Below are 25493 nucleotides of genomic sequence, written 5' to 3' on the forward strand. Positions count from 1 at the left end.
AGATTCATGATAGGCCTTTCCGCCGCATGGCGGTTCAACCGGCCAACGATGCCAGCGCGCGCTCGAGCCGGGCCGAGGCGAGCAGGGTGCCGATGCCGCAACTGGCGATGCGCGCGCGAATCGAATCGGAACGGCTGGTCAGCACGATCGGTACCCGTGCGCCGAGCACGATGCCGGCGGCCTCGGCGCCGGCCAGATAGATCAACTGCTTGGCCAGGATATTGCCGGCCTCCAGATCCGGTACCAGCAGGACATCGGGGTCGCCCGCCACCTCGGAGTCGATGCCCTTGGTCTGCGCGGCTTCCAGGCTGATCGCATTGTCGAACGCCAGCGGCCCGTCGAGCAAAGCGCCCTCGATCTGGTGGCGGTGCGACATCGTCACCAGCGCGGCGGCTTCCAGGGTCGAGGGCAGCTTGGCGGTGATGGTCTCCACCGCGGACAGGATCGCGACCTTGGGCCGCTCCACGCGCAATACCTTGAGCAGGTCGATGGCGTTGCGGCAGATATCGGCCTTGTCGTCCAGGGTGGGAAAGATATTGACCGCCGCATCGGTGACGAACAGCGGCTTGTGGTAGCTGGGTACGCTCATCGCGAACACGTGGCTCAGGCGGCGCTCGGTGCGCAAGCCGCTGTCGTGGGCGGCCACCGCGTGCAGCAGTTCGTCGCTGTGCAGACTGCCCTTCATCAGCATCTCCGCGCGTCCCTCGCGCACCAGTGCCACGCCGCGCTCGGCGGCGGCGTGACTGTGCGCCACGTCTTCGACCGGCAAGTCGCCGAGCGAGACACCGAGCGCCTCGGCGGTGGCTTCGATCTTGTCCCGCGGCCCTACCAGCAGCGGTGCGATCAGGCCGAGCCTAGCGGCCTCCAGCGCGCCTTCCAGGGCATGGGCCTCGCACGGATGGACGACGGCCGTCGGCACCGGTTGCAAGCCGTTGCAGCGTTCGAGCAGGGCCTGATAGTGGTCACGGGACACGATGATGGGCTCCTTTGCCGAACAAGGCTCGATAAGCCTGGTGACTGGAATAATGCGCTATCAGGTGCAGATAATTCGCGCGTTCATAGACGCCTGCGACATTATCCCGCAGGCGCTCCCGGCTCATCAGGCCGCGAATCTCCGCCAGCGACGCCACGCCTCGCGCCTCGCACCACGCGCGCAGCCCGGCCAGCAGGGTGGCAACGTGCCCCGGCCCGTGACGCAGCAACGCCGAAGTGGTCATCACCACGTCGGCACCCGCCAGCAGATACTTGACCACTTGCTCCGAGGTTTCGACGCCAGTGGAAGCCGCCAGCGAACAGCGCAGGCGGCCATGGAGCACCGCGACCCACAGCAACGCCAGACGCATCTCCTCAGGTTGACTCAGCGCCAACTCGCTGGAGAGCGTCATGCGCGACAGATCGATGTCGGGCTGCAGGAAGCGATTGAACACCACCAGGCCATCGGCGCCACCATCGACGAAGCGGCTGGCCATGTCGGCGATCGCGCTGAAATAGGGCGGCATCTTCACCACGACCGGGATTCGAACCTTGGCGCGAACCGCACTCAGCACCTGAAGGTAGCGCTCCTCGATCTCCCTGCCGCCCTGTTCGAGTTCCACCGGCACATAATAGATGTTGAGTTCGAGCGCATCGGCGCCGGCGGCTTCGATGGCGGCCGCGTGATCGACCCAGCCGCCCGGCGTCGCCCCATTGAGACTGGCGATCACCGGCACGTCCAGCGCCGCCCTGGCCTGGCGGATCAGCTCGAGGTAGGCATCCGGACCGACCCCGTAGGGGCCTTCCAGTACCTGAGGCGGGAAGTAGCCGCTGGCCTCGGGGTTATGGGCCTCGGTGTTCCGTTCGAGATCGTCCAGCCAGCGCGCCCGGGCCGAAAGCTGCTCCTCGAACAGCGAGGGCAGCACCACCGCGCCGATACCGTTGTCCTCCAGTTGCCGCAGATGGCCCAGATCGGCATTGTCCGGCGACGGCGAGGCAACCAGCGGATTGCGCAGGGTCAGGCCGAGATAGCCGGTGGTGAGATCCAGGGTCGTGGTATCCATGTCAGCTCTCCCGATACGAGAGTGGGGTAAAGGCAGAGAATGGGGCAAAGGCATATCGGTTCATGCCGTGACGTCCCGGTTCGGTTCTCTTTCGGCCCCGGCTTGCGTCGGGTCCAGCGAGAAACGGCTGCCATCGCGATTGGCCAGGTCGACGTACTGCCAGTACTTCTCGTTGACCTGCTTCTGGGCCTCGGCCAGCAACTCGGCGGCCTCCTTGGCGTGATGGCGTGCCAGCGAGGTATAACGCACCTCGTTGTAGGCATACGCTTCCAGCGGCAGCTTGGGTTGCGGAGAGTCCAGGCTGAAGGGATTGAGGCCGACCTGGCGCAGCGCCGGATTGAAGCGGAACAGCGGCCAATAGCCGGTATCCACCGCCAGGCCCTGTTGATGCATGCCTTGGCGCATGTCGATGCCGTGGGCGATGCACTGACTGTAGGCCAGGATCAACGAAGGGCCGGGGTAGGCCTCGGCCTCGCGGAAAGCCTGCAGGGTGTGCTGCGGATTGCCGCCCATGGCGACCTGGGCGACATAGATGTTGCCGTAGGCGATCGCCTGCAGCGCCAAGTCCTTGCGCGGGGTGCGCTTGCCGGCGGCGGCGAATTTGGCCACCGCGCCGAGCGGCGTGGCCTTGGACGACTGGCCACCGGTATTGGAATAGACCTCGGTATCCAGCACCAGCACGTTGACGTCCTTGCCCTGGGCCAGCACATGGTCGAGACCGCCGTAGCCGATGTCGTAGGCCCAGCCGTCGCCACCGATGATCCATACGCTGCGGCGCACCAGGTGGTCGATCACCGAGAGCAACTCCTCGGCTTCCGCGCTGGGTGTCTCCATCGCCAGCAGCCGCGTCTTGAGCTGTGCGACCCGTTCGCGCTGGGCACGGATCTGCGACTCGTCGATCTGCTCGGCATCGAGTATGGCCTGGCTCAGCGCTTCGTCCACTTCTGGCGCCAACTGTTTCAGACGCTGTCGCGCCAGCGCCAGATGCTGGTCGGCGGCCAGGCGGAAACCGAGGCCGAACTCAGCGTTGTCCTCGAACAGTGAATTCGACCACGCCGGTCCGCGTCCTTCATGGTTCTTGGCCCAGGGCGTCACCGGCAGATTGCTGCCATAGATCGACGAGCATCCGGTGGCGTTGGCGACCTGCATGCGATCACCGAACAACTGGCTGAGCAGGCGCAGGTAAGGCGTTTCGCCGCAACCGGCGCAAGCCCCCGGAAACTCGAACAGCGGCTGCAGGAACTGCACGCCACGCACGTTGGCGAAATCGACCCGGGCGCGGTCGTTGACCGGCAAATGCTCGAAGAAGCGGATGTTGTCGCGCTCGCGTTCGAGGATCGGCAGCTTGTCGACCAGGTTCAATGCCTTGGTTTCCGGTTCCAGCGGACTGGTGGCGGGGCAGGCTTCGATGCACAGCCCGCAGCCGGTGCAGTCCTCGAGGTAGATCTGTAGCGTGTAGCGGGTATCCGGGAAGCCTCGGGTATTGATCTCCATCGAGGGGAACCCTTCCGGGGCTCCCGCCAACTCGGATTCGGCATAGTAGCGATTGCGGATCACCCCATGGGGGCAGACGAAACTGCACTGCCCGCATTGGATGCACAGATCCGAGCGCCACTCGGGCACCACGTCGGAGACATTGCGTTTCTCGTAGGCGCTGGTGGCGGAAGGGAAGGTGCCGTCGGCGGGTATCTGGCTGACCGGAATCAAGTCGCCTTTCCCGGCGAACATGCGGGCCGTCACCTCGCGCACGAAATCCGGTGCGTCGGCCGGTACCAGCGGAGGACGTTCCGCGGCATCGGCAGCCACCGCCGCGGGCACCTCGACCGGGTACATGCGTGCCAGTGCGCCATCCACCGCGGCGAAATTCTGCTGCACGATGTGCTCGCCCTTGCGGCCGTAGCTCTTGCGAATGGCTTCCTTGATGTGCGCGATGGCCTCGTCGCGCGGCAGTACCCCGGAGAGCGCGAAGAAGCAGGTCTGCAGAATGGTGTTCACCCGTTGCCCCAGGCCCAACTCGCGGGCCGCCGCCGAAGCGTCGATCACATGAAAGTCCAACCGCTTGTCGATGATCGCCTGCTGCACCGAGCGCGGCAGGTGTTGCCACACGTGCTCCGCCGGATAGGGGGCGTTGAGCAGGAACGTGCCGCCGGGCATGGCCACATCCAGCACGTCCAGCTTCTGCAGGAACTCGAACTTGTGGCAGGCCACGAACTGGGCCTGGCCGATCAGATAGGGCGCCTTGATCGGCGCCGGGCCGAAGCGCAGGTGCGACTCGGTCTGGGCACCGGACTTGTGCGAGTCGTAGTTGAAGTAGCCCTGGGCGTAGAGCGGGGTATCCTCGCCGATGATCTTGATGCTGTTCTTGTTGGCGCCGACGGTACCGTCGGCACCAAGGCCGAAGAACACCGCCCGAGTGACTTCCGGCGACTCGATGGAGAAGGTGGGGTCGTAGTCGAGGCTGAGATGGGTGACGTCGTCGTCGATCCCCACGGTGAAACCGTTTCTGGGATCGGCCGCCGCGAGGTTGTCGAACACGGCCTTGGCCATGGCCGGCGTGAATTCCTTGCTCGACAAGCCGTAGCGCCCACCCACGATGCGCGGCATCGTGTCGCGCTCGCCGCGGGCGCAGGCGTTGGCCAGGGTCAATACCACGTCCTGGTACAGGGGTTCGCCGGTGGCGCCCGCCTCCTTGGTGCGGTCGAGGACGGCAATGCGGCGCGCGCTGGCGGGCAGCACCGCCAGGAAATGCTCGACGGAGAACGGCCGGTAGAGCCGCACCTGCACCATGCCGACCTTCTCGCCGGCCGCCACCAGCGCCTTGACCGTCTCGCGGCAGGTTTCGGCGCCGGAGCCCATGGCCACGACGATGCGTTCGGCATCGGGCGCGCCTTCGTATTCGAACAGGCGATAGTGGCGACCGGTCAGCGCGCCGAAACGCTCCATGAGCGCCTGCACGATCCCGGGCACGGCGGCGTAATAGTGGTTGACCGCCTCGCGGGTCTGGAAGTAGGTGTCCGGGTTCTGCCAGGTGCCGCGAATGAACGGATGCTCAGGATCGAGACTGCGCAGGCGATGCGCGCGGATCAACTCGTCGTCGATCATCTCCCGCAGCACCGAGGTGTCCAGCAGATCGATCGTGTTCACCTCGTGTGAGGTGCGGAAGCCGTCGAAGAAGTGCAAGAACGGTATTCTCGACTGCAGACTGGCGGCCTGGGCGATGAGGGCCGCGTCGTGGGCCTCCTGCACCGACGCCGAATTGAACAGCGCGAAGCCCGTGGTGCGCGCGGCCATCACGTCCTGGTGGTCGCCGAAAATGGAAGAGGCCCCGGCGGCCAGCGCACGTGCCGCGACATGGAACACCGTCGGTGTCAGTTCGCCGGCGATCTTGAACATGTTGGGCAGCATCAGCATCAGCCCCTGGGAGGCGGTAAAGGTCGTGGTCAGCGCGCCGGACTGCAACGCACCGTGGACCGTGCCGGCGGCGCCGCCTTCGGCCTGCATCTCCTGTACCACCGGTACGTTGCCCCATAAGTTGGGGCGTACGGCGGCGGCCCATTCGTCGGCCAGCTCCGCCATCGGCGAAGACGGCGTGATCGGGTAGATCGCACACACTTCGTTGAGGGCGTAGGCGACCTGGGCAACCGCGGTGTTGGCGTCCAGTGTGGCTCGTGTGCTCATCGTGCGACCTCCAGTGCGTGCCCATCCGTTTCGGGAACCGCCGTCTCGGCAACCATGTCGATGGCGTGGCAGGGGCACTGCTCGTAGCAGGCCTCGCAGCCGGTGCAGAGTGTCAGGTCCACCTGGTATCCCTGGCCGGGGCCGAGCTTGAGAATGGCGTCCTCGGGGCAGGCGGCGTAGCAGTTGTCGCATTCGTAGCAGTTGCCGCAGGAGAGGCATCGACTGGCTTCGTGGCGAGCGCTGGGCTCGTCGATGCCCTGCACGACCTCGTCGAAATCGAGGCGCTCGGCCAACGATAGCTCCCGCGGATGGGCCTGGGCGGCATCGTCGAACAGCGGCAGATGCAGGGCCTCGAAATCGACCACGCGGCGGCTGGGCGGGGACTGCCAGCGTCCACCCGCCAACCAGGCGTCGATATGCCGCGCGGCCCGCTTGCCGAGCCCGGTGGCCTGGGTCACGCTGCGTTGGGTCGGGACCACGTCGCCGCCGGCGAAGATACCGGGATGGCCGGTCTGCATGTCCTCGCCGACCAGTACGGTACCGTCCGCGGCGATCTCGATGTCCGGCACCCGGCGCAGGAAGTCGACATCGGTGATCTGCCCCAGGGCGAGCACCAGGGTGTCGGCCTGCAGCGTCTCGTATTCACCGGTCGGTTGCGGCTGGCCGTCGTCGTCCAGGGCCATCTTCTCCACGGTGACGTTGTGTCCGTCCATGTCCTTGACGCTCGACAGCCACTTCACCTCGATGCCCTCGCTCAGCGCGTCCTGCAGTTCCGAGGGTTGCGCGCCCATCCGGGTCTGATCGCGATGGTAGATCACCATCGCTTCGTCGATGCCGAGCCGACGCGCGGTTCGCGCGGCGTCCATCGCGGTATTGCCGCCGCCATACACCGCCACTCGTCGGCCCAGTCGCGGGCGTTCGCCAGTGGCCGTGGCGTGCAGCAGGGCGACCGCGTCCAGCACCTGGGCGGCGTCGCGCGCGGGGATATCGATGTGGCGCCCGACCTGGGCGCCGATGGCAACGTAGACCGCATCGAAGTTGCCCGAGCGTTGCACGTCGAGCAGATCCTCGATCTGGTGTTCCAGCACGAATTTCACGCCCAGCGCTTCGACGCGTGCGATCTCCCGGTCGAGCACGTCGCGTGGCAATCGGTAGGCGGGAATGCCGTAGCGCATCATCCCTCCCGCCTGGTTCCCGGCGTCGTGAATCTCGACCTCGTGTCCACGAATCGCCAGGTGCCAGGCGGCGGAAAGCCCGCTGGGACCGGCGCCCACCACCAGCACGCGTTTGCCGCTGGGGGAGGCCTTGGGTACTACCCAGCCTTCGCGCTGGGCCAGATCGCCCAGATAGCGTTCGACCGAATGGATGCTGACCGGGCTATCGAGCTGGCCGCGATTGCACCCGCCCTCGCACGGGTGATAGCAGACCCGTCCGTGGATCGCTGGAAACGGATTGTCGGCGACCAGGATCTCCCAGGCTTCCCGCCAGCGCCCGGCCTGGGCCTTGTCCAGCCAGGCCTGGATGTTCTCGCCAGCCGGGCAGGCGTGGTTGCAGGGAGGCTTCAGATCGACGTACTCGGGATGCTGGGTCCGCCTGCGACCCACCGCATGACGCTGGGTGAAGTCGACCCTGGGGCTCATGTCGTCGTGCAAGGAACTCATCTCGGAGGACTCCTCTGGCTATAACGGTCGGGGACTGCGGCGGTGCCGTGGTCCCGGAATGCGACGGGCTGCTTCGGCCCTCGCTGTCGTGGTCGGTCGGGTGGGCAGGGGACGACTTGCCGGGCCGGCCCCCATGATGCTCACGGATCGACGGTATGAACCCGAGGCGGCCTGCCGGTGCCGGATTCACGGATAAAGAACGTCAGCACGATGGCGAGTACCAGTCCCGCCACGTAGATCATGTCCACTTCCCGGAACAAGGCCACGGTCAGGTCGCCGGTACCGGAGAGATGGCCGATGAAATTACCGATGATGGGGGTCGCCACCGCGCTTGAGGCGAACACGATGAAATTGATCGTGCCCGTGGCGGTGCCCTTGACCCTGTCCGGATTCAACTCCTTGATCATGGTGTAGGGAATCATCGCGGCCCCGGAGGCGACGCCGAACAGCAGTCCCATGACGTAGGGCGGCGTGGAGCCGGATGGCAGGTAGACGATCGTCGCGCCGAACACCAGCATCAACACGATGCCGCCGATCAGCACCGGCTTGCGGCGGCCGAGTGCGTCGGCGATATAACCCAGCAGCGGGGCACCGATCACCCAGCCCAGGGGGATCATGCTGATGCGGGTCACGGCCTGTTCGTAGCTGACGCCCTGGGCCTGCTCCAGAAAAGGAATCCCCCAGATCATGTCGGCGATGTTGGTCGGCATGAACATCAGGCCGGAGACGATGCCACAGAGATAGGAGTGCGGATTGCGCAGCACCACCTTGTAGGGTTCCAGCAGGCTCTCGCGCTCGCTGCCATCGGCTGCCTCGATGGGCACCGGACGCCGGTTTCCCGGTGTCACGGCCAGCATGGCCATGCTCATCAGCACCAGCACGCCACCGGCGAAGAACCAGAACTGCTGCCAGCCGATGACCGAATGTATCAACGGGCCCACCACCGATTGCCCAATGGAACCTCCCAGCATGCCGAAGCACTGGGTCACTCCCACCGCCGTGGCCAGCCACTGGCGTGGAAAACCGCGTGTCGCCAGGTAGACCGCGCCGGTGAAGGCGACGCCAGAGCCGGCGCCCTGGAGTAGACGCCCTAGGCTGGCGGCGAACACCGAGCCGAGGCCGAACAGTATCGCTCCCAAGGCCAATAGCAGGATGCCCGCGGGCACGACCCGGCGTGGACCGATGCGATCGAGCAGCAACCCCGACACCAGGGCAGAGAGGGCATAGGTATAGAAATAGAGTCCGATGATGGAGGTAATGGTGCCGCTGGTGGCATTCAATGCCTGCTCCAGCTCCGGCAGCATGATTCCCGGTGCCGAGCGCATCCCGTATTGGGTGAAATAGAACAGGACGCAGACCAGCCAGGCGGCAACGAAGACAGGATTGAGGCGTTGATTCTCATCGCCGGACAGCGCGGCGGAAGGATTATTTACGGAATAATGACGTGTCATTATCTGGTTCCCAATGTGGCTGATTTCGATCCCACTCAGAAAATTCCAAACCCACTTTGGCAGAAGTTAGCACGCATAAGATGTGATGAAAGCGAGTGCGTCAATTGACCACAACTCAGTTCGGTACAGCATGAGATGAGTTCCATTTTTTAGTCATTCGACGGGAAGGGGTGAATCGTTTCAAGCGAATTCCAATTATGATTTCTATAATCAATAGTTATTGAGGAATGGCAGAGGTTTTGTGCGGCTCACGATGTTTTTCATCGTTTTTGATTTAAATCAATGAATTGTTTGTATGTGTGGTTTTTATGTGGCGTCCAATCGTTGGTAATGATTTGCGTTTATATGATTTATTCTTAGCTGTCAGTTAGAAAAACAATGAGTTGTATTCAATAAAGCATTGTTGGTGCAATTCACGAAATATCGCGATATCTTGTGAAGCCTCGGGCGCGGGGAGGACGCGGATAACGGAATCGTTCGCGTTTTGAACCTCTCCCGTGAATCTGCGAATGGACGCTGAGAGACTTCGCGCGACTGTCCTGTTCGTGTCCTCGATTTCTTACCCTCGATTGAACGATCGAAACACCGTGGAGAATGGCCTTTCGATGAAAACACAGCACCCCGGTATCGTGATCGTCAATGCGGGCTCCTCGAGTATCAAACTCTCCTTTTTCGAACTCGATGCCCAGGGGCCGGTGATCTATGCGCATGGACACATGGAGGGTATCGGCGCACACCGGCCCCACATGGCGTTGGTCGATGCCACCGGCGAGACGCTGGAGTCGCATACCTTCGCCGCCGGCGACGTCGCCGACCATACCGCGGCGTACCGGTTGTTGCGCGAAGCCATCGAGCGCGACTTGAGTGGATTCCAGCCGTTCGCCATCGGCCATCGGGTCGTGCACGGCGGTTCCCACTTCGACGCTTCCGTGGTGATCGACGCGGCGGTCAAGCGCGAAATCGAGGCCCTCGGCGTACTGGCGCCGTTGCATCAGCCACCGGCGCTGGCGGCCATCGAGATGATCGAGTCCATCGCTCCCGATATTCTGCAGATCGCCGGCTTCGACACCGCCTTCCACTTTCACCGCGACACCTTGCATCAGTTGACCGGGTTGCCATACGACCATTTCGAGCAAGGGTTGCGACGCTATGGCTTCCATGGCCTCTCCTACGAGTACATTGCCCAGTGCCTGGAGGCCGATGCGCCGCATCTGTTCCACGGCCGCACCGTGGTCGCGCACCTGGGGGGCGGGGCGAGCCTGTGCGCGATGCAGGCCGGGCGCAGCATCGACACCACCATGAGCCTGACCCCGCTGGATGGTTTACCGATGGGCACGCGTTGCGGATCGCTCGACCCCGGTGCCTTGCTTTATCTGCTGGGGCAGGGCATGAGCGTCGACCGCTTGCGTCACCTGCTCTACTATGATTCCGGGCTCAAGGGACTCTCGGGGATATCGAGCGACATGCGTGAACTGCTCGCCAGCCGCGAACCGAGAGCCGCCATGGCCGTGGAATACTTCGTCGAGCGTCTGGCCCAGGAGTGCGCGCGCATGGCCCAGGTGATGCAGGGCTTCGATGGCCTGGTGTTCACTGGCGGCATCGGCGAGCACGCGGCGCCGATCCGCGAGCGGCTATGCGCCCGATTGCAGCCGCTTTTCGGGGTGGATTGTGACCGGGAAGCCAATCGTGGCTCCCCGGTCGGAGTGATCTCCAGCGCCGAAAGCCGCGTCGAGGTCCGCGTGATGCCCACCGATGAAGAAGGCATGCTGGCGCGCCACGTATGGCGATTGTGGCGTCAGCGCAACGGCGAGTAGCGTTCCATGGCAGTCGTGTGCCATGGCATTGGATCGATGGTGCCCGCAAAGGCGTCGTCGAATGGTCGGCCCGGCCCGCGTCGTCATGACCGACGACGAGCGTGGCCCCTGCGATGAGATGAATCGATGGCGTCCCCCAGCGAATCCACGGCAAGCGACGTTCCCGGCTATGAACATCTGGTCGAGTTGGCACTGGACCTGAGCCGTAATTGGCACCAGGAGAGCGACTGGATCTGGCGCGCCCTGGATGCGCGTCTATGGGAACTCACCCACAACCCCTGGGCGGTGCTGCAGACGGCCTCCCGCGAACGGCTATCCGCCTTTCTCTCCGACGCCGAGACGGCCGCCCAACTGCGCGGACTGATAGCGGATCGCCAGCGGCATGCGACACCGCATCCCGAGGGCTCGCTGGGCGGCGATGGCGAACCCTTTACCATTGCCTACTTCAGCATGGAATTCATGCTCAGCGAAGCGCTGCCGATCTACTCCGGCGGACTCGGCAACGTCGCCGGTGACCAACTCAAGGCAGCCAGCGATTTCCATCTGCCGCTGGTCGGCGTGGGGTTGCTCTACCAGCGCGGCTATTTCCGCCAGAGCCTGGATGTCCAGGGGCGCCAGCAGGCGCTCTACCCCTACAACGATCCCGGTCAATTGCCGATCTCGCCGGTGCGCACGGCGGACGGTGAATGGCTGCGGATCGAGGTCCGGCTACCGGGCTACTCGATCTGGCTGCGGGCCTGGGAAGCGCGGGTTGGCAACACCAAACTCTATCTGCTGGATAGCAACGATGTCGCCAACTATCCCACCTACCGCGGGATAACCAGCGAATTGTACGGCGGCGACGAGGAAGTGCGCCTGAAGCAGGAGATGCTGCTCGGCATTGGCGGCTGGCGCCTGTTGGAACTGCTGGGTATCGAGCCCCAGGTTTGCCACCTCAACGAAGGCCATGCCGCGCTGGTGGTGCTGGAACGGGCCAGGGCACGCATGGAGCGTACCGGGGAACCCTTCGATGTCGCCTTCGCGATCACCCGTGCCGGCAACCTGTTCACGACCCATACCGCCGTGGAGGCGGGCTTCGACCGCTTCTCGCCGGCGCTGATCGCCAGCTATCTGGGCGAGTACGCCGACCGGCGTCTCGGCATCGGCATCGAGTCGCTGCTGGCGCTGGGGCGCAGCGCCCCCGAGGATACCAGCGAACGTTTCAACATGGCCTATCTGGCCTGTCGCGGCAGCCATGCGGTGAATGCCGTCAGTCGCCTTCATGGGCAAGTCTCGCGGGAGATTTTCCGGCCGCTGTTCCCGCGTTGGCCGACCCATCAACTCCCCATCGGCCATGTCACCAATGGCGTCCACATGCCGACCTGGGCCTCGCACGCCGCAGAGTCGTTGTGGAGCCATTTCTGCGGTCAGCCGCACTGGCTCTCGGGAGAGGACGAACTGAGCGCCGCCATGTGCGAGGTACCCGCGGCGCGGCTGTGGGAATTCCGCAAGACCGCCAGCGAGCAATTGATCGCCTACGCCCGTGAATTGCTGACCCGTCAGGTGGCGGTCTCCGGCGGCGGCGTCGAGACCATCGAGTGGGCCCGTCACGTACTCGACCCCAACGCGTTGACGCTCGGTTTCGCCCGACGCTTCGCGACCTACAAGCGTCCCAACCTGCTGTTGCACGATCCCGAGCGGCTGGCGCGCCTGCTCAACGACCCGGCGCGGCCGATGCAACTGCTGGTGGCCGGCAAGGCGCATCCGGCGGATCTCGCCGGGCAGGAAATGATCCGCCAGTGGGTGGCGTTCTCGCGCCGTCCCGACGCCCGGTCGCGGGTGATCTTCCTGGCCGACTACGATATGCGCCTGACCCAGGAGTTGGTGCGTGGCGTGGATGTGTGGGTCAACACGCCACGCCGGCCCTGGGAAGCCTGCGGCACCAGTGGCATGAAGGTGCTGGTGAACGGTGGCCTCAATCTATCCGAACTCGATGGCTGGTGGGTGGAAGCGTATCGTCCCGAGGTCGGCTGGGCCCTGGGCGACGAGCAGGAGCACGGCGACGATCCCGCCAGGGATGCAGCTCAGGCCGAGGCGCTCTACGACCTGCTCGAACACTCGATCCTGCCAGCCTTCTTCGAGCGCGATGATCAGGGCGTTCCCCAGGCCTGGGTTGAACGCATGCGTGCCAGCATGAGCAGTCTGACGCCGCGATTCTCCGTCAGCCGCACGCTGCGGGAATATTACCAACGCTATTACCGCCCGGCGGCGGAGGCTTTCCGGCGCCGGGCCGCCAACGCTGGCGCCTTGGGGCGGGAGATCGCCGACTGGCGCCATTCGATCGAGCAGACCTGGCCGGCACTGCGCTTCGGCGATTGTCGCGTGGTCAGCGCGGACGGCCGGCACCGCTTCGAAGCCTGGCTGCACCTCGGGGGGCTCGCGCCCGACGAGGTGCGTGTCGAACTCTATGCCGAGGCTACCGAACGAGACCAATCGGCCTGTGTCGACATGCCTGCCGAACCCGGCGCCAGGCCGGATGCCTGTCTTTTCACGGTCGACATCGAAGCCAGTCGGCCGGTAGACGACTATACGATACGAGTGCGTCCCTGGCACGACGCAGTGGCGTTGCCGATGGAGGAGCCGCGCGTTCTGTGGCAACGCTGAGAGAGGTGGACTAGGGCGGGAGAGAAACACCCATGGTCTCGATGCTTGAGTGAATGGCATTACGGCAAGCACTGGCTCATCGGAAACTCGGGCCTTGCCGTTAACCTCGTTATTATTTGAAGTTGACCATGGGGCATGGCACTCTTTGGTCAACTTCAAAAAACATGAAGGTTGACTGAGACCATGACCCAGCCGACGACGTCGAATCAGGGACTTCCGGACTTACCGGCGACGCTGCGCCACGACTGGCGTCGCGGCGAGATCCAGGCATTGCTGGCGCTGCCGTTCAACGACCTGCTGTTTCGCGCCCAGCGCGTTCACCGTGAACACTTCGACCCCAACGCGGTGCAGATCTCCACGCTGCTCTCGATCAAGACCGGTGCCTGCCCGGAGGATTGCAAGTACTGCCCGCAGTCCGGTCACTACGACACCGGGCTCGAGCGCGAGAAGCTGATGCGGGTCGAAGCGGTACTCGAACAGGCGCGCAAGGCCCGCGAGGTCGGGGCCAGCCGTTTCTGCATGGGCGCGGCGTGGAAACACCCCAGTGCCCGCGACATGCCCTACGTGCTGGAGATGGTTCGCGGCGTCCGTGAGATGGGGCTGGAGACCTGCATGACGCTGGGCATGTTGAGTCCCGAGCAGGCGCAGCAGCTCAGCGACGCCGGGCTCGACTACTACAATCACAATCTCGACACCTCGCCCGAGTACTACGGCGAGATCATCACCACCCGCACCTACGCCGACCGTCTGGAGACGCTGGACAACGTGCGTCGGGCGGGCATGAAGATCTGCTGCGGCGGCATTCTCGGTATGGGCGAGAGCGTCGATGACCGCGCCGGCCTGCTGCAGCAGTTGGCGAATCTGCCCGAACATCCGGAAAGCGTGCCGATCAACATGCTGATCCGTGTCGAGGGAACGCCGCTGGCGCACGTCGAGGATCTCGACCCGATCGACTTCCTGCGCACCATTGCCGTTGCCCGAATCCTCATGCCGCGCTCTCATGTACGCCTCGCCGCCGGTCGCGAATTGATGAGCGACGAGACCCAGGCCATGGCATTCTTCGCCGGTGCCAACTCCATCTTCTACGGCGAACGCCTGCTTACCGCGCAGAACCCCCAGGCCAGCCACGACCGCCAACTGTTCGAGCGCCTCGGTCTGCATCCGGAACGCCGCGAAGACTTCGACGACGCCACCCACGAAGCCGCGATTCGCGAAACGCTGGCCCAGGCCAGGATCGGCGAGAGAGTCACCGACGCCGCCGCGCCGCGCTGAATCGCGATGACTCTCTCTATGAACGCCGCTCTCGAAGCGGCGCTGGCTGGCCGGCTCGCGCAGCAGCGCGAGCGACACCGCTACCGCGAGCGCCACGTCACGCAAGGCGTTGGCGTCCGAACCTCGCGCGATAGTCGCGAGATGCTCGCCTTCTGCAGCAACGACTACCTCGGACTGGCCGGTGACCCACGGCTGGCTGCGTCACTGGCGGAAGGGGCGCGCCGCTTCGGCACCGGTGGTGGCGCCTCTCACCTGGTCTGCGGTCACAACGAAGCCCACACACGTCTCGAAGCGCGCCTCGCCGAGTGGACGGGCTGCGAGCGCGCGCTGCTCTTCTCCAGCGGTTACCAGGCCAATCTAGGCGTGATCTCCGCCTTGCTCGGTCGTGGCGACACCGCGCTGCACGATCGCCTGAACCACGCCTCGCTGCTCGATGGCACCCGGCTGGCCGGTGCCAGGCTCGAGCGCTTCACCCACGCCGACGTCGAGGATTGCGACCGCCGCCTGGCCTCGTTCGATCCGGCGCGGCGTCGTTTGGTCGTGACCGACGGCGTGTTCAGCATGGATGGCGATACCGCCGATCTCGCCGCGCTGACAACGCAATGCGAGAAGCACCGAGCCTGGCTGATGGTCGACGACGCCCACGGCCTGGGCGTGCTCGGCGCCCGGGGGCGCGGTACGCGGGAAGCGCAAGGGCTGGCGTCCGGCGATATCCCGATTCTGGTCGGCACGCTGGGCAAGGCGCTCGGCACGCACGGCGCCTTCGTTGCCGGCAGCGAGACGCTGATCGAGTCACTGATCCAGTTCTCGCGCCCCTACGTCTACACCACCAGCCTATCGCCCGCGCTGGCCTGGGCCACGTTGACCAGCTTGGATATCGTCGAGCGCGAGCCAGAACGCCGTGCGCATCTCGCCGCGCTGATCGCGCATTTTCGCCGCGAAGCCGCCGGCCTGCGGGATCTCGGCCTCGAACCGATGCCTTCCCGGACGCCGATTCAGCCGCTGGTTCTCGGCGCCGAATCCGATGATCGCGTCGATAACGACCGCGCGGCGCTCGATATGGCGCAAGCGTTGGAAGAGAAGGGCATCTGGTGCAGCGCGATCCGCCCGCCCACGGTACCGGCCGGCAGCGCCCGGCTGCGTGTCACGCTGTCGGCCGCGCATGAAATGGCCGACGTCGACCGGCTGCTGGAAGCGCTCTTCGCGGTTGCGCGCCGGCTGGCACCGTGGGAGGAGGCTTCTTCGTGAGCAATACCATGTTCGTGAGTAGCACCATGCGCGATGCCACGCGCGAACCGACGCTGATACTGCTGCCCGGCTGGGCGCTAGGCCCGGCGCCGTTGGCGCCCCTGGTCGTTGCGTTGCGCTGCCGGCTGCCCGAATGGCGCGTCGAATGCGTTGCCTATCCCGAGTCGACCAGTCACCGCCCCGAGAGCTGGGTCGCGCGGCTCGACCAGGCATTGCCCCAAGGCACATGGCTGGCGGGATGGTCGCTGGGTGGCATGCTCGCCGCCGCCCTGGCGCGTTGGCGGGGCGGCCAGGCGCGCGGCCTGATCACGCTGGGCGCGAACGCCAGTTTCGTCGTCCGCCCGGATTGGCCGGGCGCCATGGCGAAGGAGACCTTTACCGCTTTTGGCGACGGTTTGCGCCTTGGGCCCCGGCGCGCGCTGACCCGCTTCGCCCAACTGACCGCGCAGGGCGGGCGCGATTCGCGCCGGCTGAGCCGGGAACTGCTGACGGCGCTGGAAACGACGCCGCTCGATCAGGCCCTGGCCGGGCTGTCGATTCTCGCCGAACTCGATCTCCGCGACACGCTCGAGCGTCTGCGCATGCCGCAGCTTCATCTTTTCGCGGACAATGACCTGCTGATACCGGCGGCGGCGCGGGCGGCAATGGCCGAATGTCTGCCCGTCGGCGGGCGCACCGAATGTCTCGAGGGGGTCGGCCATGCGTTTCCGCTGGAGCGCGCCGAGGAGACCGCCGAACGCATGGCGGCGTTCATCCACGCCTCGGAAGCAACGGCGGAGCGGCCAACATGAGTGTCATCCGCATGGAACGCTCGTTGGGTGACGCGCGGCAGCGGAGAATCGCTCGCAACTTCTCCCGCGCGGCGAGTGGCTACGACGCCGAAGCCCGGCTACAGCGCGAGGTCGCCGATCTGCTGATCCAAGCGATACCGCAAGGAATTCGGCCTAAAACGGTGCTCGACGTGGGTTGCGGCACCGGCTACGTCATCGCCGCGCTCGCGCAGCGCGCCAGCCAGCAAGGAACCGGCATGACCGGTATCGGGCTGGATATCGCCCCGGGCATGATCGAGAGTGCCCGCAAGCGCCATGCCGCGCTGCCGATCCACTGGATCGTGGGATGCGCGGAACGGCTTCCCATGGCCGATGCCAGTCTCGATCTGGTCGTCTCCAGCCTGGCGCTGCAGTGGTGCGACTCGCTCGATGCAGTGCTCATCGAGGCTGCCCGCGTGCTGCGTCCCGGTGGCTGGCTCGCCTTCACCACGCTCGGCGACGAGAGCCTGAGCGAGTTGCGCGAGTCCTGGCGACGGGTGGATGGCGAAGCGCACGTCAACCGCTTCATGGCCCCGTCCGATTTGGACGCGATCCTGGCCGCCGCCCGCTTGTGTCTGCATCGCTGCGATTGGGCCACGCACCGGACCTGGCACGCGGATGCGCGCTCGGCGCTGCGCTCGCTCAAGCGCATCGGCGCCAACACTGTCACCGCACGTTCCGGCCAGGCGGGGCTCGCCGGGCGTGGGCGAATGATCCAACTGCAGCGCGAGCTGGAAACCCATCGCCATCCGCGAGGCATCCCCACGAGTTATCGCGTCGCGACGGTGTTGATGCAGCGTCAATCGAGTCGGGAATGAGCCATGAATGCCTATTTTCTCACCGCCACCGATACCGATGCCGGCAAGACGCTCGTCACCGCCGGTATTCTGGCCGCCGCGCGGCGCCGGGGGCTGACCACCGCCGGCGGCAAACCCATTGCTTCTGGCTGCGAGCGCACGCCCGAGGGGCTGCGTAACGCCGACGCGCTGGCGATCCAGGCGCAGTGCCAGCCGGCGCTGGCGTACGACGCGATCAACCCGGTCGCGCTGGCGCCGGCCGTCGCGCCACATATCGCCGCCCTCGAGGCGGGCATGTCAGTGAACGTCGCCGCGTTGGCGCCGCCCATGCGCGCATTGCTGGCTCGCGGCGCCGACCTCTGCGTGATCGAGGGCGCGGGCGGCTGGCGGGTGCCGCTCGGCGAAGGCGAATCGCTATCGGATCTTGCCATCGCGCTCGAGTTACCGGTGATCCTGGTGGTCGGCGTGCGCCTCGGCGCGATCAATCACGCCCGGCTCACGCTGGAAGCGATCCAGCGCGACGGGCTTCGCGTCGCTGGTTGGGTTGCCAATGTCATCGACGCCGGCATGCCGCGCGAGGAAGAGAATCTCGATGCATTGGCGCACTGGCTGGGAGAGCGGGGCGGCGCACCGTGCCTGGGCGTGGTGCCCTGGCTCGAAGCCCCGACGGCGGACATCGTCGCCGGCCTGCTCGATATCGAGCCGTTGACCCACGAGGTCGGCGCCAGGACGGCCAGGGAGCGGTGATGGGAAAACGACGACGATGCCAGACATAAGATGAAACAAGAGACGAGACGAAGCAGAGGCGAGATGAAGCAAGAGACGAGACAGGGATGGGAAGAACGTATGGGAGCGAATGACGATTGGATGCGGCGGGATCTCGTCAGCGTCTGGCATCCCTGCACGCAGATGAAGGACCACGAAACGCTACCGATGGTGCCGATTCGCCGGGGAAAAGGCGTTTGGTTGGAGGACTTCGAGGGCAAGCGCTATCTGGATATCGTCAGCTCCTGGTGGGTCAACGTCTTCGGCCATGCCAACGAACGCATCAACGCACGCGTCAAGGCGCAGCTCGACGAACTCGAGCACGTCATCCTCTCCGGTTTCACGCATCGGCCGGTGATCGAACTGTCCGAGCGGCTCGAACGCCTGGCGCCGGAAGGACTTGGCCACTGCTTCTACGCCGACAACGGCTCCTCGGCGATCGAAGTCGCGCTCAAGATGAGCTATCACTATTGGCGCAACGTCGGCCGCCCCGAGAAACGGCGCTTTCTGACCATCACCAACGGCTACCATGGCGAGACCCTGGGCGCGCTCTCCGTCGGCGACGTCGCCATCTTCACCGAGACCTATCGCTCGCTGCTGCTCGACGTGATCAAGGTGCCAGCGCCGGATGGCTTCGGCTTGCCGCGAGATCGCTGGGTCGAGCAGGCGAGGGCGCGCTTCGTCGAGATGGAACTGGCGCTCGAACGCCACGCCCACGAACTCTCGGCGGTGATCGTCGAGCCGCTGATCCAGTGCGCCGGTGGCATGCGCATGTACCCACCGGAGTACCTGACCTGGCTACGCGAGGCCTGCGATCGCCACGGCGTCCAACTGATCTTCGACGAGATCGCGGTGGGGTTCGGGCGCACCGGTACGCTGTTCGCCTGCGAGCAGGCCGGCGTGCGGCCCGACTTCCTATGTCTCTCCAAGGCGCTGACCGGCGGCTATCTGCCGCTCTCGGTGGTGATGACCACCGACGAAGTCTACGCCGCCTTCTACGATGACTACGAAAAACTGAGCGCCTTTCTCCACTCCCATAGCTATACCGGCAATCCGCTGGCCTGCGCCGCCGCGCTTGCCACGTTGGATATCTTCGAGCAGGACGACGTCATCGCCGCCAACCGCGACAAGGCCGCGCTGATGGAGCGGTTGGCCGAACCGCTGCGCGATCACCCACACGTCGGCGACGTGCGCCAGACCGGCATGGTGCTGGCGATCGAGATGGTCAACGACAAAGCCACGCTCGAACCCTACGACTACCGCGAGCGCCGGGGGCTTCGCGTCTTCCGCCACGCCATCTCTCGCGGTGTCATGCTGCGCCCGCTCGGCAACGTCATCTACTGGATGCCGCCCTACGTCATCACCCCGGAAGAGTTGGAATGGGTGGCGGAGGTCACCCGTGAAGGATTGGAGTCGGCCACCGCGACTTGAAGATGGCCGTGGCGTCGAAGCCACGGCCCCGAGCGGGCTACCCGGCTCAGCGATAGGCGATGCCCTGGATGGCGGTGGAGACCCGCGTGCCGGCATCGCTTCCCGAGATGATGGCCCGGATTTCCCCAAGCGATCCGATGACGGCGGGTTTGCCCGTGTGGCGGGCGAAACGGCAGGCGGCCTCGACCTTGGGCCCCATGGAACCCGCGGCGAAGCCCAACTTGGACAGGTGGTCCGGATGCGCCGTGGCGATGGCTCTCTGGCCGGGAGCGTGCCAATCGACATAGGCGGCATCGACATCGGTGGCGATCACCAGGAGATCGGCGTCGAGCTGCTCGGCCAACAGCGCCGAGCAGAGATCCTTGTCGATCACCGCTTCGACGCCTTGCAGACGGCGGTCGCCGGCATACACGGTGGGAATGCCGCCACCGCCGGCGCAGATCACGATAGTGCCGCGTTCCAACAGCCACTTCACCGGGCGAATCTCGAAGATGCGCTTGGGGTCCGGACTGGGTACCACGCGGCGGAACTTGTCGCCATCCGGCTGGATGCTCCAGCCTTTCTCGCGGGCGAGACGCTCCGCCTCCTCGCTATCGTAGACGGGGCCGATGGGTTTGCTCGGCGCCCGGAAAGCGGGATCGTCGGCGTCCACTTCCACTTGGGTCAGCAGGGTGGCGAGGGGCTGTTCCGCCGGCAGCAGGTTGCCCAGCTCCTGTTCGATCATGTAGCCGATCATGCCCTCCGTCTGGGCGCCGAGGACATCGAGAGGATAGGGAGAAACCTCCGTATAGGCGGCACCCTGCAAGGCCAGCAACCCGACCTGCGGGCCATTGCCGTGGGCGATGACCAGTTCGTTGCCGGGTATGGCGAGCGCCAACTGCTCGCAGGCCTTTCTCACGTTGGCGCGTTGCGCTTCGGCGGTCAGGGGCTCGCCACGGCGCAGCAGGGCGTTGCCGCCCAGGGCGACTACGATACGCATGTCGGGACTCCTTCCGTCATGTCAGAGTCCGCCGAGGGAGGAGACCAACACGGCCTTGATGGTATGCATGCGGTTTTCCGCCTGTTCGAATGCGATGCAGGCAGGGGACTCGAAAACCGCATCCGTCACCTCGATGCCCTGGGCCAACTCGGGATACTGGTCCGCGATCTGCTTGCCGACCTTGGTTTCGGTATTGTGGAAGGCGGGCAGGCAGTGCATGAACTTCACCCGAGGATTACCCGCTCGTTCCATCAGTGCCGGGTTGACCTGATAAGGCAGCAACCACTCGATGCGCTCGGCCCATGTCTCCACCGGCTCGCCCATGGAGACCCAGACATCGGTATGGATGAAGTCGACGCCGGCGACCGCGTCCCCTGGATTTTCTGTCAGTGTGATCCGCGCGCCGCTTGCGGCCGCAAAGCGTTGGCAGGCGTCGACGTGCTCCTGGTGCGGCCATAGCGCCTTGGGCGCGGCGATGCGAACGTCCATGCCCAACTTGGCACCGATCAACAGCAGCGAATTGCCCATGTTGTTGCGTGCGTCGCCCAGATAGGCATAGCGGATCTGATGCAGCGGTTTCTCGCTATGCTCGCGCATGGTCATCACGTCGGCGAACATCTGGGTCGGATGATATTCGTCGGTCAGGCCATTGAAGACAGGAACGCCGGCGTATTTGGCCAGTTCCTCGACGATCTCCTGACTGAATCCCCGGTACTCGATGGCATCGTAGAATCGCCCCAGGACCCGCGCGGTATCCTTCATGCTCTCCTTGTGGCCGATCTGCGACGAGTTGGGGTCGATGTAGGTGACATTGGCGCCCTGATCGTAGGCCGCCACCTCGAAGGCGCAGCGTGTGCGAGTGGACGTCTTCTCGAAGATGAGTGCGATGTTCTTGCCGATCAGCCGACGCTGTTCCGCCCCGGCGTATTTGGCTCGCTTGAGATCGCGGGAGAGGTCGAGCAAATAAAGAATCTCCCGCTCGCTATGGTGCATCAGGCTCAATAGATGACGGTTGTGGAGATTGAAGGCCATCTCGAACTCCTCGTTCAGTAGTCGATGGGGTCGCGGACGATGGGGCAGGTCATGCAGTGGCCGCCACCACGGCCCCGGCCCAGCTCCCCGGAGCTGATGGTGACGACCTCGACGCCGGCCTTGCGCAATAGGGTATTGGTCGAGACGTTACGGTCGTAGCCGATCACCACGCCCGGCTCTAGTGCGACCACATTGTTGCCGTCGTCCCACTGCTCGCGCTCCGACTCGTAGCTGTCGCCACCGGTTTCGACCACCCGCAGCGCCTCGAGCCCCAAGGCATCCGCGACCACGTTCAGGAACCCTCCCTGCTCGTGGCGCAGGTCGATGCCGTCCGGTTTGGACTCGTCCGGGCGCAGGCTGAATGGCACGATGCCTTGAACGACCTCGGGGAAGATCGTCACCAGGTCGTAGTCGCAGAAACTGAAAACGGTATCGAGGTGCATGCTGGAGCGGGATCTCGGCAACCCGGCGACGATGATGCGCTCCACCTCTCCACTGTCGAACAAGCGTCGCGCCAGTTGGCCGATCGCCTGCCGCGAGGTGCGCTCGCCCATGCCGATCAGCACGATGCCCCGGCCGATCGGCATCACGTCGCCGCCCTCGAGAGAGGCGGAGCCATGATCCTGCTCCGGGTCCCCATACCAGATCTGGAAATCGGCCTCGGTGAATTCCGGATGAAACCGGTAGATGGCGGCCGCCAGCAAGGTCTCCTGGCGCCGCGCCGGCCAGTACATGGGATTCAGGGTGACGCCTTCGTAGATCCAGCAGGTGGTGTCGCGCGTGAACTGCGTATTGGGCAGTGGCGGCAGGATGAAACTGGAATGCCCCAGATAGTCGCGGAACATTTTGGCCATTTCGCCACTGTGGGTGCCACTGAGATCGCTCCCTGAGACGCCGCCGATCAGAAATTCCGCGATCTGCCTCGGTGGCAGTTGTTCCAGCCATTCCCGTACCTCGCCCATCAGCCCGAGGCCGACCAGATTCGGCGTGATCTTGCGATCCAGAATCCAGGCCAGGGCGGTGGGGTTCTGAACGACATCGGTGAGCAGATTGTGCATCTCCAGCACCTCGATGCCACGCTCGCGCATCTTGGTCACGAAATCGAAATGATCGCGCTTGGCCTGGCTGACCCACAACACATCGTCGAACAGCAGCTCGTCACAGTTGCCCGGCGTCAGTCGCTGATGTGCCAGGCCCGGAGAACAGACCATGACCTTACGCAGTTTTCCGGCTTCCGAATGAACCCCGTACTTGGGCTTCTGGGTAGACATCACACACTCCTTGCTAGCGTTTGCCCGGTGGCTCCCAGGGAGACCGGGCGAGGACGAGCGATCGCCTTACAGTGTCAGCGCACCGGTATACAGGCCATAGATCGCCAGGGCGGCGCCGATCAGCACGACGGCGAAAATCACTTTCTCCACGGTCGTGAAGATAGGCGAGTGGGTTTCGCGTTTGGCTTTCGCGAAGAGAATCGCGCCAGGGGCGTAGAGCAGCGCGGAAAGCAGCAAATACTGGATGCCGCCGGCGTAGACCAGCCAGATGGCGTAGAGCGTGGCGATCAGCGCGATGGTCAGATCCTTGCGCCGCTCCCGGGGAGCCTGTTCGTAGGTTTCCCGTCGCCAGGCGAGCAGCAGCGCATAAGCGGCGGACCAGAAGTAAGGCACCAGAATCATCGAAGTGGCGAGATAGAGCAGACTCAGGTAAGTCGATTCGTTGAACAATGTGATGATCAGAAACAGCTGGATCAGGCCGTTGGAGAGCCACAGCGCGTTGACAGGTACCTGCCGGTCGTTCTCCTTGCGCAGAAACGCCGGCATGGTGTGGTCCTTGGCGGTGGTGTGCAGGATCTCGGCGCAGAGCAGCGTCCACGAGAGCAGAGCGCCCGATAACGAGACGATCAGGCCGACACCGATCAATATCGCCCCCCATCTGCCGACCACGTGTTCCAGCACGCCCGCCATCGATGGGTTGCTGAGTTGGGCCAGTTGGGGTTGGGTCAGAACCCCCATCGACAGTACATTGACCAGCACCAGCAACAGCAAGACGAGCAGAAAGCCCATGACGGTGGCGCGACCGACGTCGCGACGGTTCTCGGCGCGAGCCGAGAACACGCTGGCGCCTTCGATGCCGATGAATACCCACACGGTCACCAGCATCATGTTGCGCACCTGATCGGAGATGCCACCGAGATCGAGTTCGGCGTTACCCCAGAAGTCCTGAGTGAAGATACCGAAATCGAAAGCGATGGCAGTGATCACGATGAACAGAACCAACGGCACCAGCTTGGCGATCGTCGTTACCAGGTTGATGAAAGCGGCTTCCTTGATGCCTCGCAATACCAGAAAGTGGACGCACCATAACAACAGGGAGGCGCAGAGGATCGAGACCAGGGTGTTGCCTTCGCCAAAGACAGGAAAGAAGATTCCCAGCGTGCTGAACAGCAGGACGAAATAGCTGACGTTGCCGATCCAGGCACTGATCCAGTATCCCCATGCCGACGAGAAACCCATGTAGTCGCCGAACCCCGCCTTGGCATAGGCATAGATCCCGCCATCCAATTCGGGCTTGCGGTTGGCCAGCGTCTGAAAGACGAAAGCCAACGTCAACATGCCCACCGCGGTGATCGCCCAGCCAAGCAGGATCGCACCAGCCCCGGCGCTTACCGCCATGTTCTGGGGGAGGGAGAAAATACCGCCACCGACCATGGAACCGACCACCAACGCGGTCAACGCACCCAACCCTAGCTTTGGCATCTTTCTCCCTCTCCAAGACCCTGAAAATGAGTTTGAACCTATTCCTATTTAATAAAGCTCTTTAAAGCCCTGTTAAGCGTTTTCTCTGATTTGAAATAGAGTTTAATTCTATGATTTATAGCGCCGATATATCTTTGATGAATTGAAGTAAAAATTAAAGCGTTTCGCTGTGTGGTCAATTGACGCAGGCTGTGGATGGTGCGTATCCAATTATATTGCCGCTGGCAATGCTACGTTATTCTTATAATGGCATGACAGCCGCTTTAAGTATCATTTGGAAAACGCTGGATGAAATGGTGGATAGAAGGACGTGAATGGTCTCGGTCGCAAGATGAGACAAATATAAGTTAATGTTTTTTAATGATTTATGTCGGGCCTGAGCATCGGTGTCGCGCAACGCAACGATGCACATGTGTCGATGTTTATTAGGGTTTCCTTAGATGTGTGGCCAATTGACGCAGATCATGAATGATACCTGTCCGATTAGGTTGCCGTTATCCATATTTCGATAATTTTATCGCGATAGCGATAACCATTTTATGATGGGAATGTTCAAGGACTATCTGCTTGATTTCTGTCCGCTTGATGTTTGTCTGAAAAATCGACGAACATCATTGTCCGGATATGCATTGCGCATGACGGCGTTTCCGGAGCTTTATGTCCAGCTCCGCACGGCATTCGCCACCTTGGTGGTGTTTCGCGGCCTCGAGACATGAGTCTTGGCGATCCGCTGGCGTAACCAAAACGCAGCATGGAAGTAACAAATGATTACCATTGCTCGCTGAACTTGGCATATTTCCTATAGCTCTAAGCAAGGCTGCGATACAGGCCGGGAGACGATCACGGCCCGATTGCTGTCGTTCCCTGGAAATCGGCAAGGATGGAGACATGGACAAGTCACGCACCCCCGCCCCGCGCCCCTCGGGCGACATCACGGATACCTGGGTCGACGCTTGAGACGTCCAATGACCTCACCCGTCGCCACGTCCAGGGCAGCGAACAGCGACGTCGTCCCATGGCGCTGGAAGTCATGGGTGCGCGTTGCAAGTTTGCCGACAGTCAGCGGGAGTCCGGGTTGGGTGCGGTTCAGCGCTTGAATCTGGCTTTTCTCATCAACCGATAAC

At 63.9% G+C, this 25493-nt stretch carries 17 protein-coding genes and 1 pseudogene; 8 read left to right on the top strand and 10 right to left on the bottom strand.

The window, feature by feature from the left end; translation table 11 throughout:
- Positions 1 to 34: 34 nt before the first annotated feature.
- The 5 genes from DOM57_RS07940 to DOM57_RS07960 form a co-directional block, all read right to left on the bottom strand.
- Complete coding sequence (locus DOM57_RS07940; protein ID WP_110648691.1) at positions 35 to 973, bottom strand: phosphate acetyltransferase; 939 nt, start codon at positions 971 to 973, stop codon at positions 35 to 37.
- A complete protein-coding gene (locus DOM57_RS07945) occupies positions 963 to 2036 on the bottom strand; it encodes a dihydroorotate dehydrogenase-like protein (protein WP_204352895.1) in 1074 nt (357 codons plus the stop codon). The genes DOM57_RS07940 and DOM57_RS07945 overlap by 11 nt, the downstream gene beginning before the upstream one ends.
- 60 nt (positions 2037 to 2096) lie before the next feature.
- Positions 2097 to 5714 carry a pyruvate:ferredoxin (flavodoxin) oxidoreductase gene (nifJ, locus tag DOM57_RS07950; RefSeq protein ID WP_110648692.1) on the bottom strand — a complete coding sequence of 1206 codons (3618 nt, stop codon included), beginning with the start codon at positions 5712 to 5714 and terminating at the stop codon, positions 2097 to 2099.
- Positions 5711 to 7375 (bottom strand): NAD(P)-binding protein, encoded by a 1665-nt coding sequence (locus tag DOM57_RS07955; protein WP_110648693.1) that lies wholly within the window; start codon positions 7373 to 7375, stop codon positions 5711 to 5713. The genes nifJ and DOM57_RS07955 overlap by 4 nt, the downstream gene beginning before the upstream one ends.
- A 140-nt stretch (positions 7376 to 7515) precedes the next feature.
- Positions 7516 to 8826: an MFS transporter gene (locus DOM57_RS07960; protein ID WP_110648694.1), complete on the bottom strand. Its 1311-nt coding sequence runs from the start codon at positions 8824 to 8826 to the stop codon at positions 7516 to 7518.
- A gap of 605 nt (positions 8827 to 9431) precedes the next feature.
- Here DOM57_RS07960 and DOM57_RS07965 point away from each other — a divergent pair.
- The 8 genes from DOM57_RS07965 to DOM57_RS08000 all read left to right on the top strand — a co-directional run bounded on the left by DOM57_RS07965 (position 9432) and on the right by DOM57_RS08000 (position 19605).
- On the top strand, positions 9432 to 10640 hold the full coding sequence (locus tag DOM57_RS07965) for an acetate/propionate family kinase (protein WP_110648695.1): 1209 nt from the start codon (positions 9432 to 9434) through the stop codon (positions 10638 to 10640).
- Positions 10641 to 10766: 126 nt separating this feature from the next.
- The gene (gene glgP / locus DOM57_RS07970; protein ID WP_110648696.1) at positions 10767 to 13283 is read left to right on the top strand and encodes an alpha-glucan family phosphorylase; all 2517 of its coding nucleotides are present in this window, start codon (positions 10767 to 10769) and stop codon (positions 13281 to 13283) included.
- Positions 13284 to 13466: 183 nt separating this feature from the next.
- Positions 13467 to 14555, top strand: coding sequence for a biotin synthase BioB (bioB, locus tag DOM57_RS07975; protein WP_110648697.1), 1089 nt, complete (start codon positions 13467 to 13469; stop codon positions 14553 to 14555).
- A gap of 18 nt (positions 14556 to 14573) precedes the next feature.
- Positions 14574 to 15803, top strand: coding sequence for an 8-amino-7-oxononanoate synthase (bioF, locus tag DOM57_RS07980; RefSeq protein ID WP_110648698.1), 1230 nt, complete (start codon positions 14574 to 14576; stop codon positions 15801 to 15803).
- Positions 15800 to 16594, top strand: a complete 795-nt coding sequence (locus DOM57_RS07985) for an alpha/beta fold hydrolase (protein ID WP_204352896.1) — start codon at positions 15800 to 15802, stop codon at positions 16592 to 16594. The genes bioF and DOM57_RS07985 overlap by 4 nt, the downstream gene beginning before the upstream one ends.
- Positions 16591 to 17430: a malonyl-ACP O-methyltransferase BioC gene (bioC, locus tag DOM57_RS07990; protein ID WP_162619484.1), complete on the top strand. Its 840-nt coding sequence runs from the start codon at positions 16591 to 16593 to the stop codon at positions 17428 to 17430. The genes DOM57_RS07985 and bioC overlap by 4 nt, the downstream gene beginning before the upstream one ends.
- A gap of 3 nt (positions 17431 to 17433) precedes the next feature.
- Complete coding sequence (gene bioD / locus DOM57_RS07995) at positions 17434 to 18156, top strand: dethiobiotin synthase (protein ID WP_110648700.1); 723 nt, start codon at positions 17434 to 17436, stop codon at positions 18154 to 18156.
- Positions 18157 to 18255: 99 nt separating this feature from the next.
- A complete protein-coding gene (locus DOM57_RS08000; protein ID WP_110648701.1) occupies positions 18256 to 19605 on the top strand; it encodes an adenosylmethionine--8-amino-7-oxononanoate transaminase in 1350 nt (449 codons plus the stop codon).
- A 46-nt stretch (positions 19606 to 19651) separates the two neighbouring features.
- Here DOM57_RS08000 and arcC read toward each other — a convergent pair whose 3' ends face one another.
- From arcC to DOM57_RS08025, 5 genes and pseudogenes are all read right to left on the bottom strand, one after another.
- Positions 19652 to 20584 carry a carbamate kinase gene (gene arcC, locus DOM57_RS08005; protein WP_110648702.1) on the bottom strand — a complete coding sequence of 311 codons (933 nt, stop codon included), beginning with the start codon at positions 20582 to 20584 and terminating at the stop codon, positions 19652 to 19654.
- Positions 20585 to 20605: 21 nt separating this feature from the next.
- Entirely contained in the window at positions 20606 to 21616 is a 1011-nt protein-coding gene (locus DOM57_RS08010) for an ornithine carbamoyltransferase (RefSeq protein WP_110648703.1), read from the bottom strand.
- Between the two features lie 14 nt (positions 21617 to 21630).
- A complete protein-coding gene (gene arcA / locus DOM57_RS08015; protein WP_110648704.1) occupies positions 21631 to 22887 on the bottom strand; it encodes an arginine deiminase in 1257 nt (418 codons plus the stop codon).
- 66 nt (positions 22888 to 22953) lie between these two features.
- Positions 22954 to 24369: an arginine-ornithine antiporter gene (gene arcD, locus DOM57_RS08020; RefSeq protein WP_110648705.1), complete on the bottom strand. Its 1416-nt coding sequence runs from the start codon at positions 24367 to 24369 to the stop codon at positions 22954 to 22956.
- Positions 24370 to 25309: 940 nt separating this feature from the next.
- Positions 25310 to 25493: pseudogene (locus DOM57_RS08025) on the bottom strand (IS630 family transposase); the annotation flags it as partial.

The sequence above is a fragment of the Salinicola peritrichatus genome (assembly GCF_003206715.1).
Classification (GTDB): Bacteria; Pseudomonadota; Gammaproteobacteria; order Pseudomonadales; family Halomonadaceae; genus Salinicola; species Salinicola peritrichatus.

Excerpts from the sequence above, each read along its gene's own strand:
- bioC (WP_162619484.1), top strand. The coding sequence starts at position 16,591 with ATGAGTGTCATCCGCATGGAACGCTCGTTGGGTGACGCGCGGCAGCGG.
- DOM57_RS08010 (WP_110648703.1), bottom strand. The coding sequence starts at position 21,616 with ATGGCCTTCAATCTCCACAACCGTCATCTATTGAGCCTGATGCACCAT.
- DOM57_RS08000 (WP_110648701.1), top strand. The coding sequence starts at position 18,256 with ATGGGAGCGAATGACGATTGGATGCGGCGGGATCTCGTCAGCGTCTGG.
- bioF (WP_110648698.1), top strand. The coding sequence starts at position 14,574 with ATGAACGCCGCTCTCGAAGCGGCGCTGGCTGGCCGGCTCGCGCAGCAG.
- arcA (WP_110648704.1), bottom strand. The coding sequence starts at position 22,887 with ATGTCTACCCAGAAGCCCAAGTACGGGGTTCATTCGGAAGCCGGAAAA.
- DOM57_RS07960 (WP_110648694.1), bottom strand. The coding sequence starts at position 8,826 with ATGACACGTCATTATTCCGTAAATAATCCTTCCGCCGCGCTGTCCGGC.
- bioB (WP_110648697.1), top strand. The coding sequence starts at position 13,467 with ATGACCCAGCCGACGACGTCGAATCAGGGACTTCCGGACTTACCGGCG.
- bioD (WP_110648700.1), top strand. The coding sequence starts at position 17,434 with ATGAATGCCTATTTTCTCACCGCCACCGATACCGATGCCGGCAAGACG.
- glgP (WP_110648696.1), top strand. The coding sequence starts at position 10,767 with ATGGCGTCCCCCAGCGAATCCACGGCAAGCGACGTTCCCGGCTATGAA.
- DOM57_RS07965 (WP_110648695.1), top strand. The coding sequence starts at position 9,432 with ATGAAAACACAGCACCCCGGTATCGTGATCGTCAATGCGGGCTCCTCG.
- arcC (WP_110648702.1), bottom strand. The coding sequence starts at position 20,584 with ATGCGTATCGTAGTCGCCCTGGGCGGCAACGCCCTGCTGCGCCGTGGC.
- DOM57_RS07945 (WP_204352895.1), bottom strand. The coding sequence starts at position 2,036 with ATGGATACCACGACCCTGGATCTCACCACCGGCTATCTCGGCCTGACC.
- DOM57_RS07955 (WP_110648693.1), bottom strand. The coding sequence starts at position 7,375 with ATGAGTTCCTTGCACGACGACATGAGCCCCAGGGTCGACTTCACCCAG.
- nifJ (WP_110648692.1), bottom strand. The coding sequence starts at position 5,714 with ATGAGCACACGAGCCACACTGGACGCCAACACCGCGGTTGCCCAGGTC.
- arcD (WP_110648705.1), bottom strand. The coding sequence starts at position 24,369 with ATGCCAAAGCTAGGGTTGGGTGCGTTGACCGCGTTGGTGGTCGGTTCC.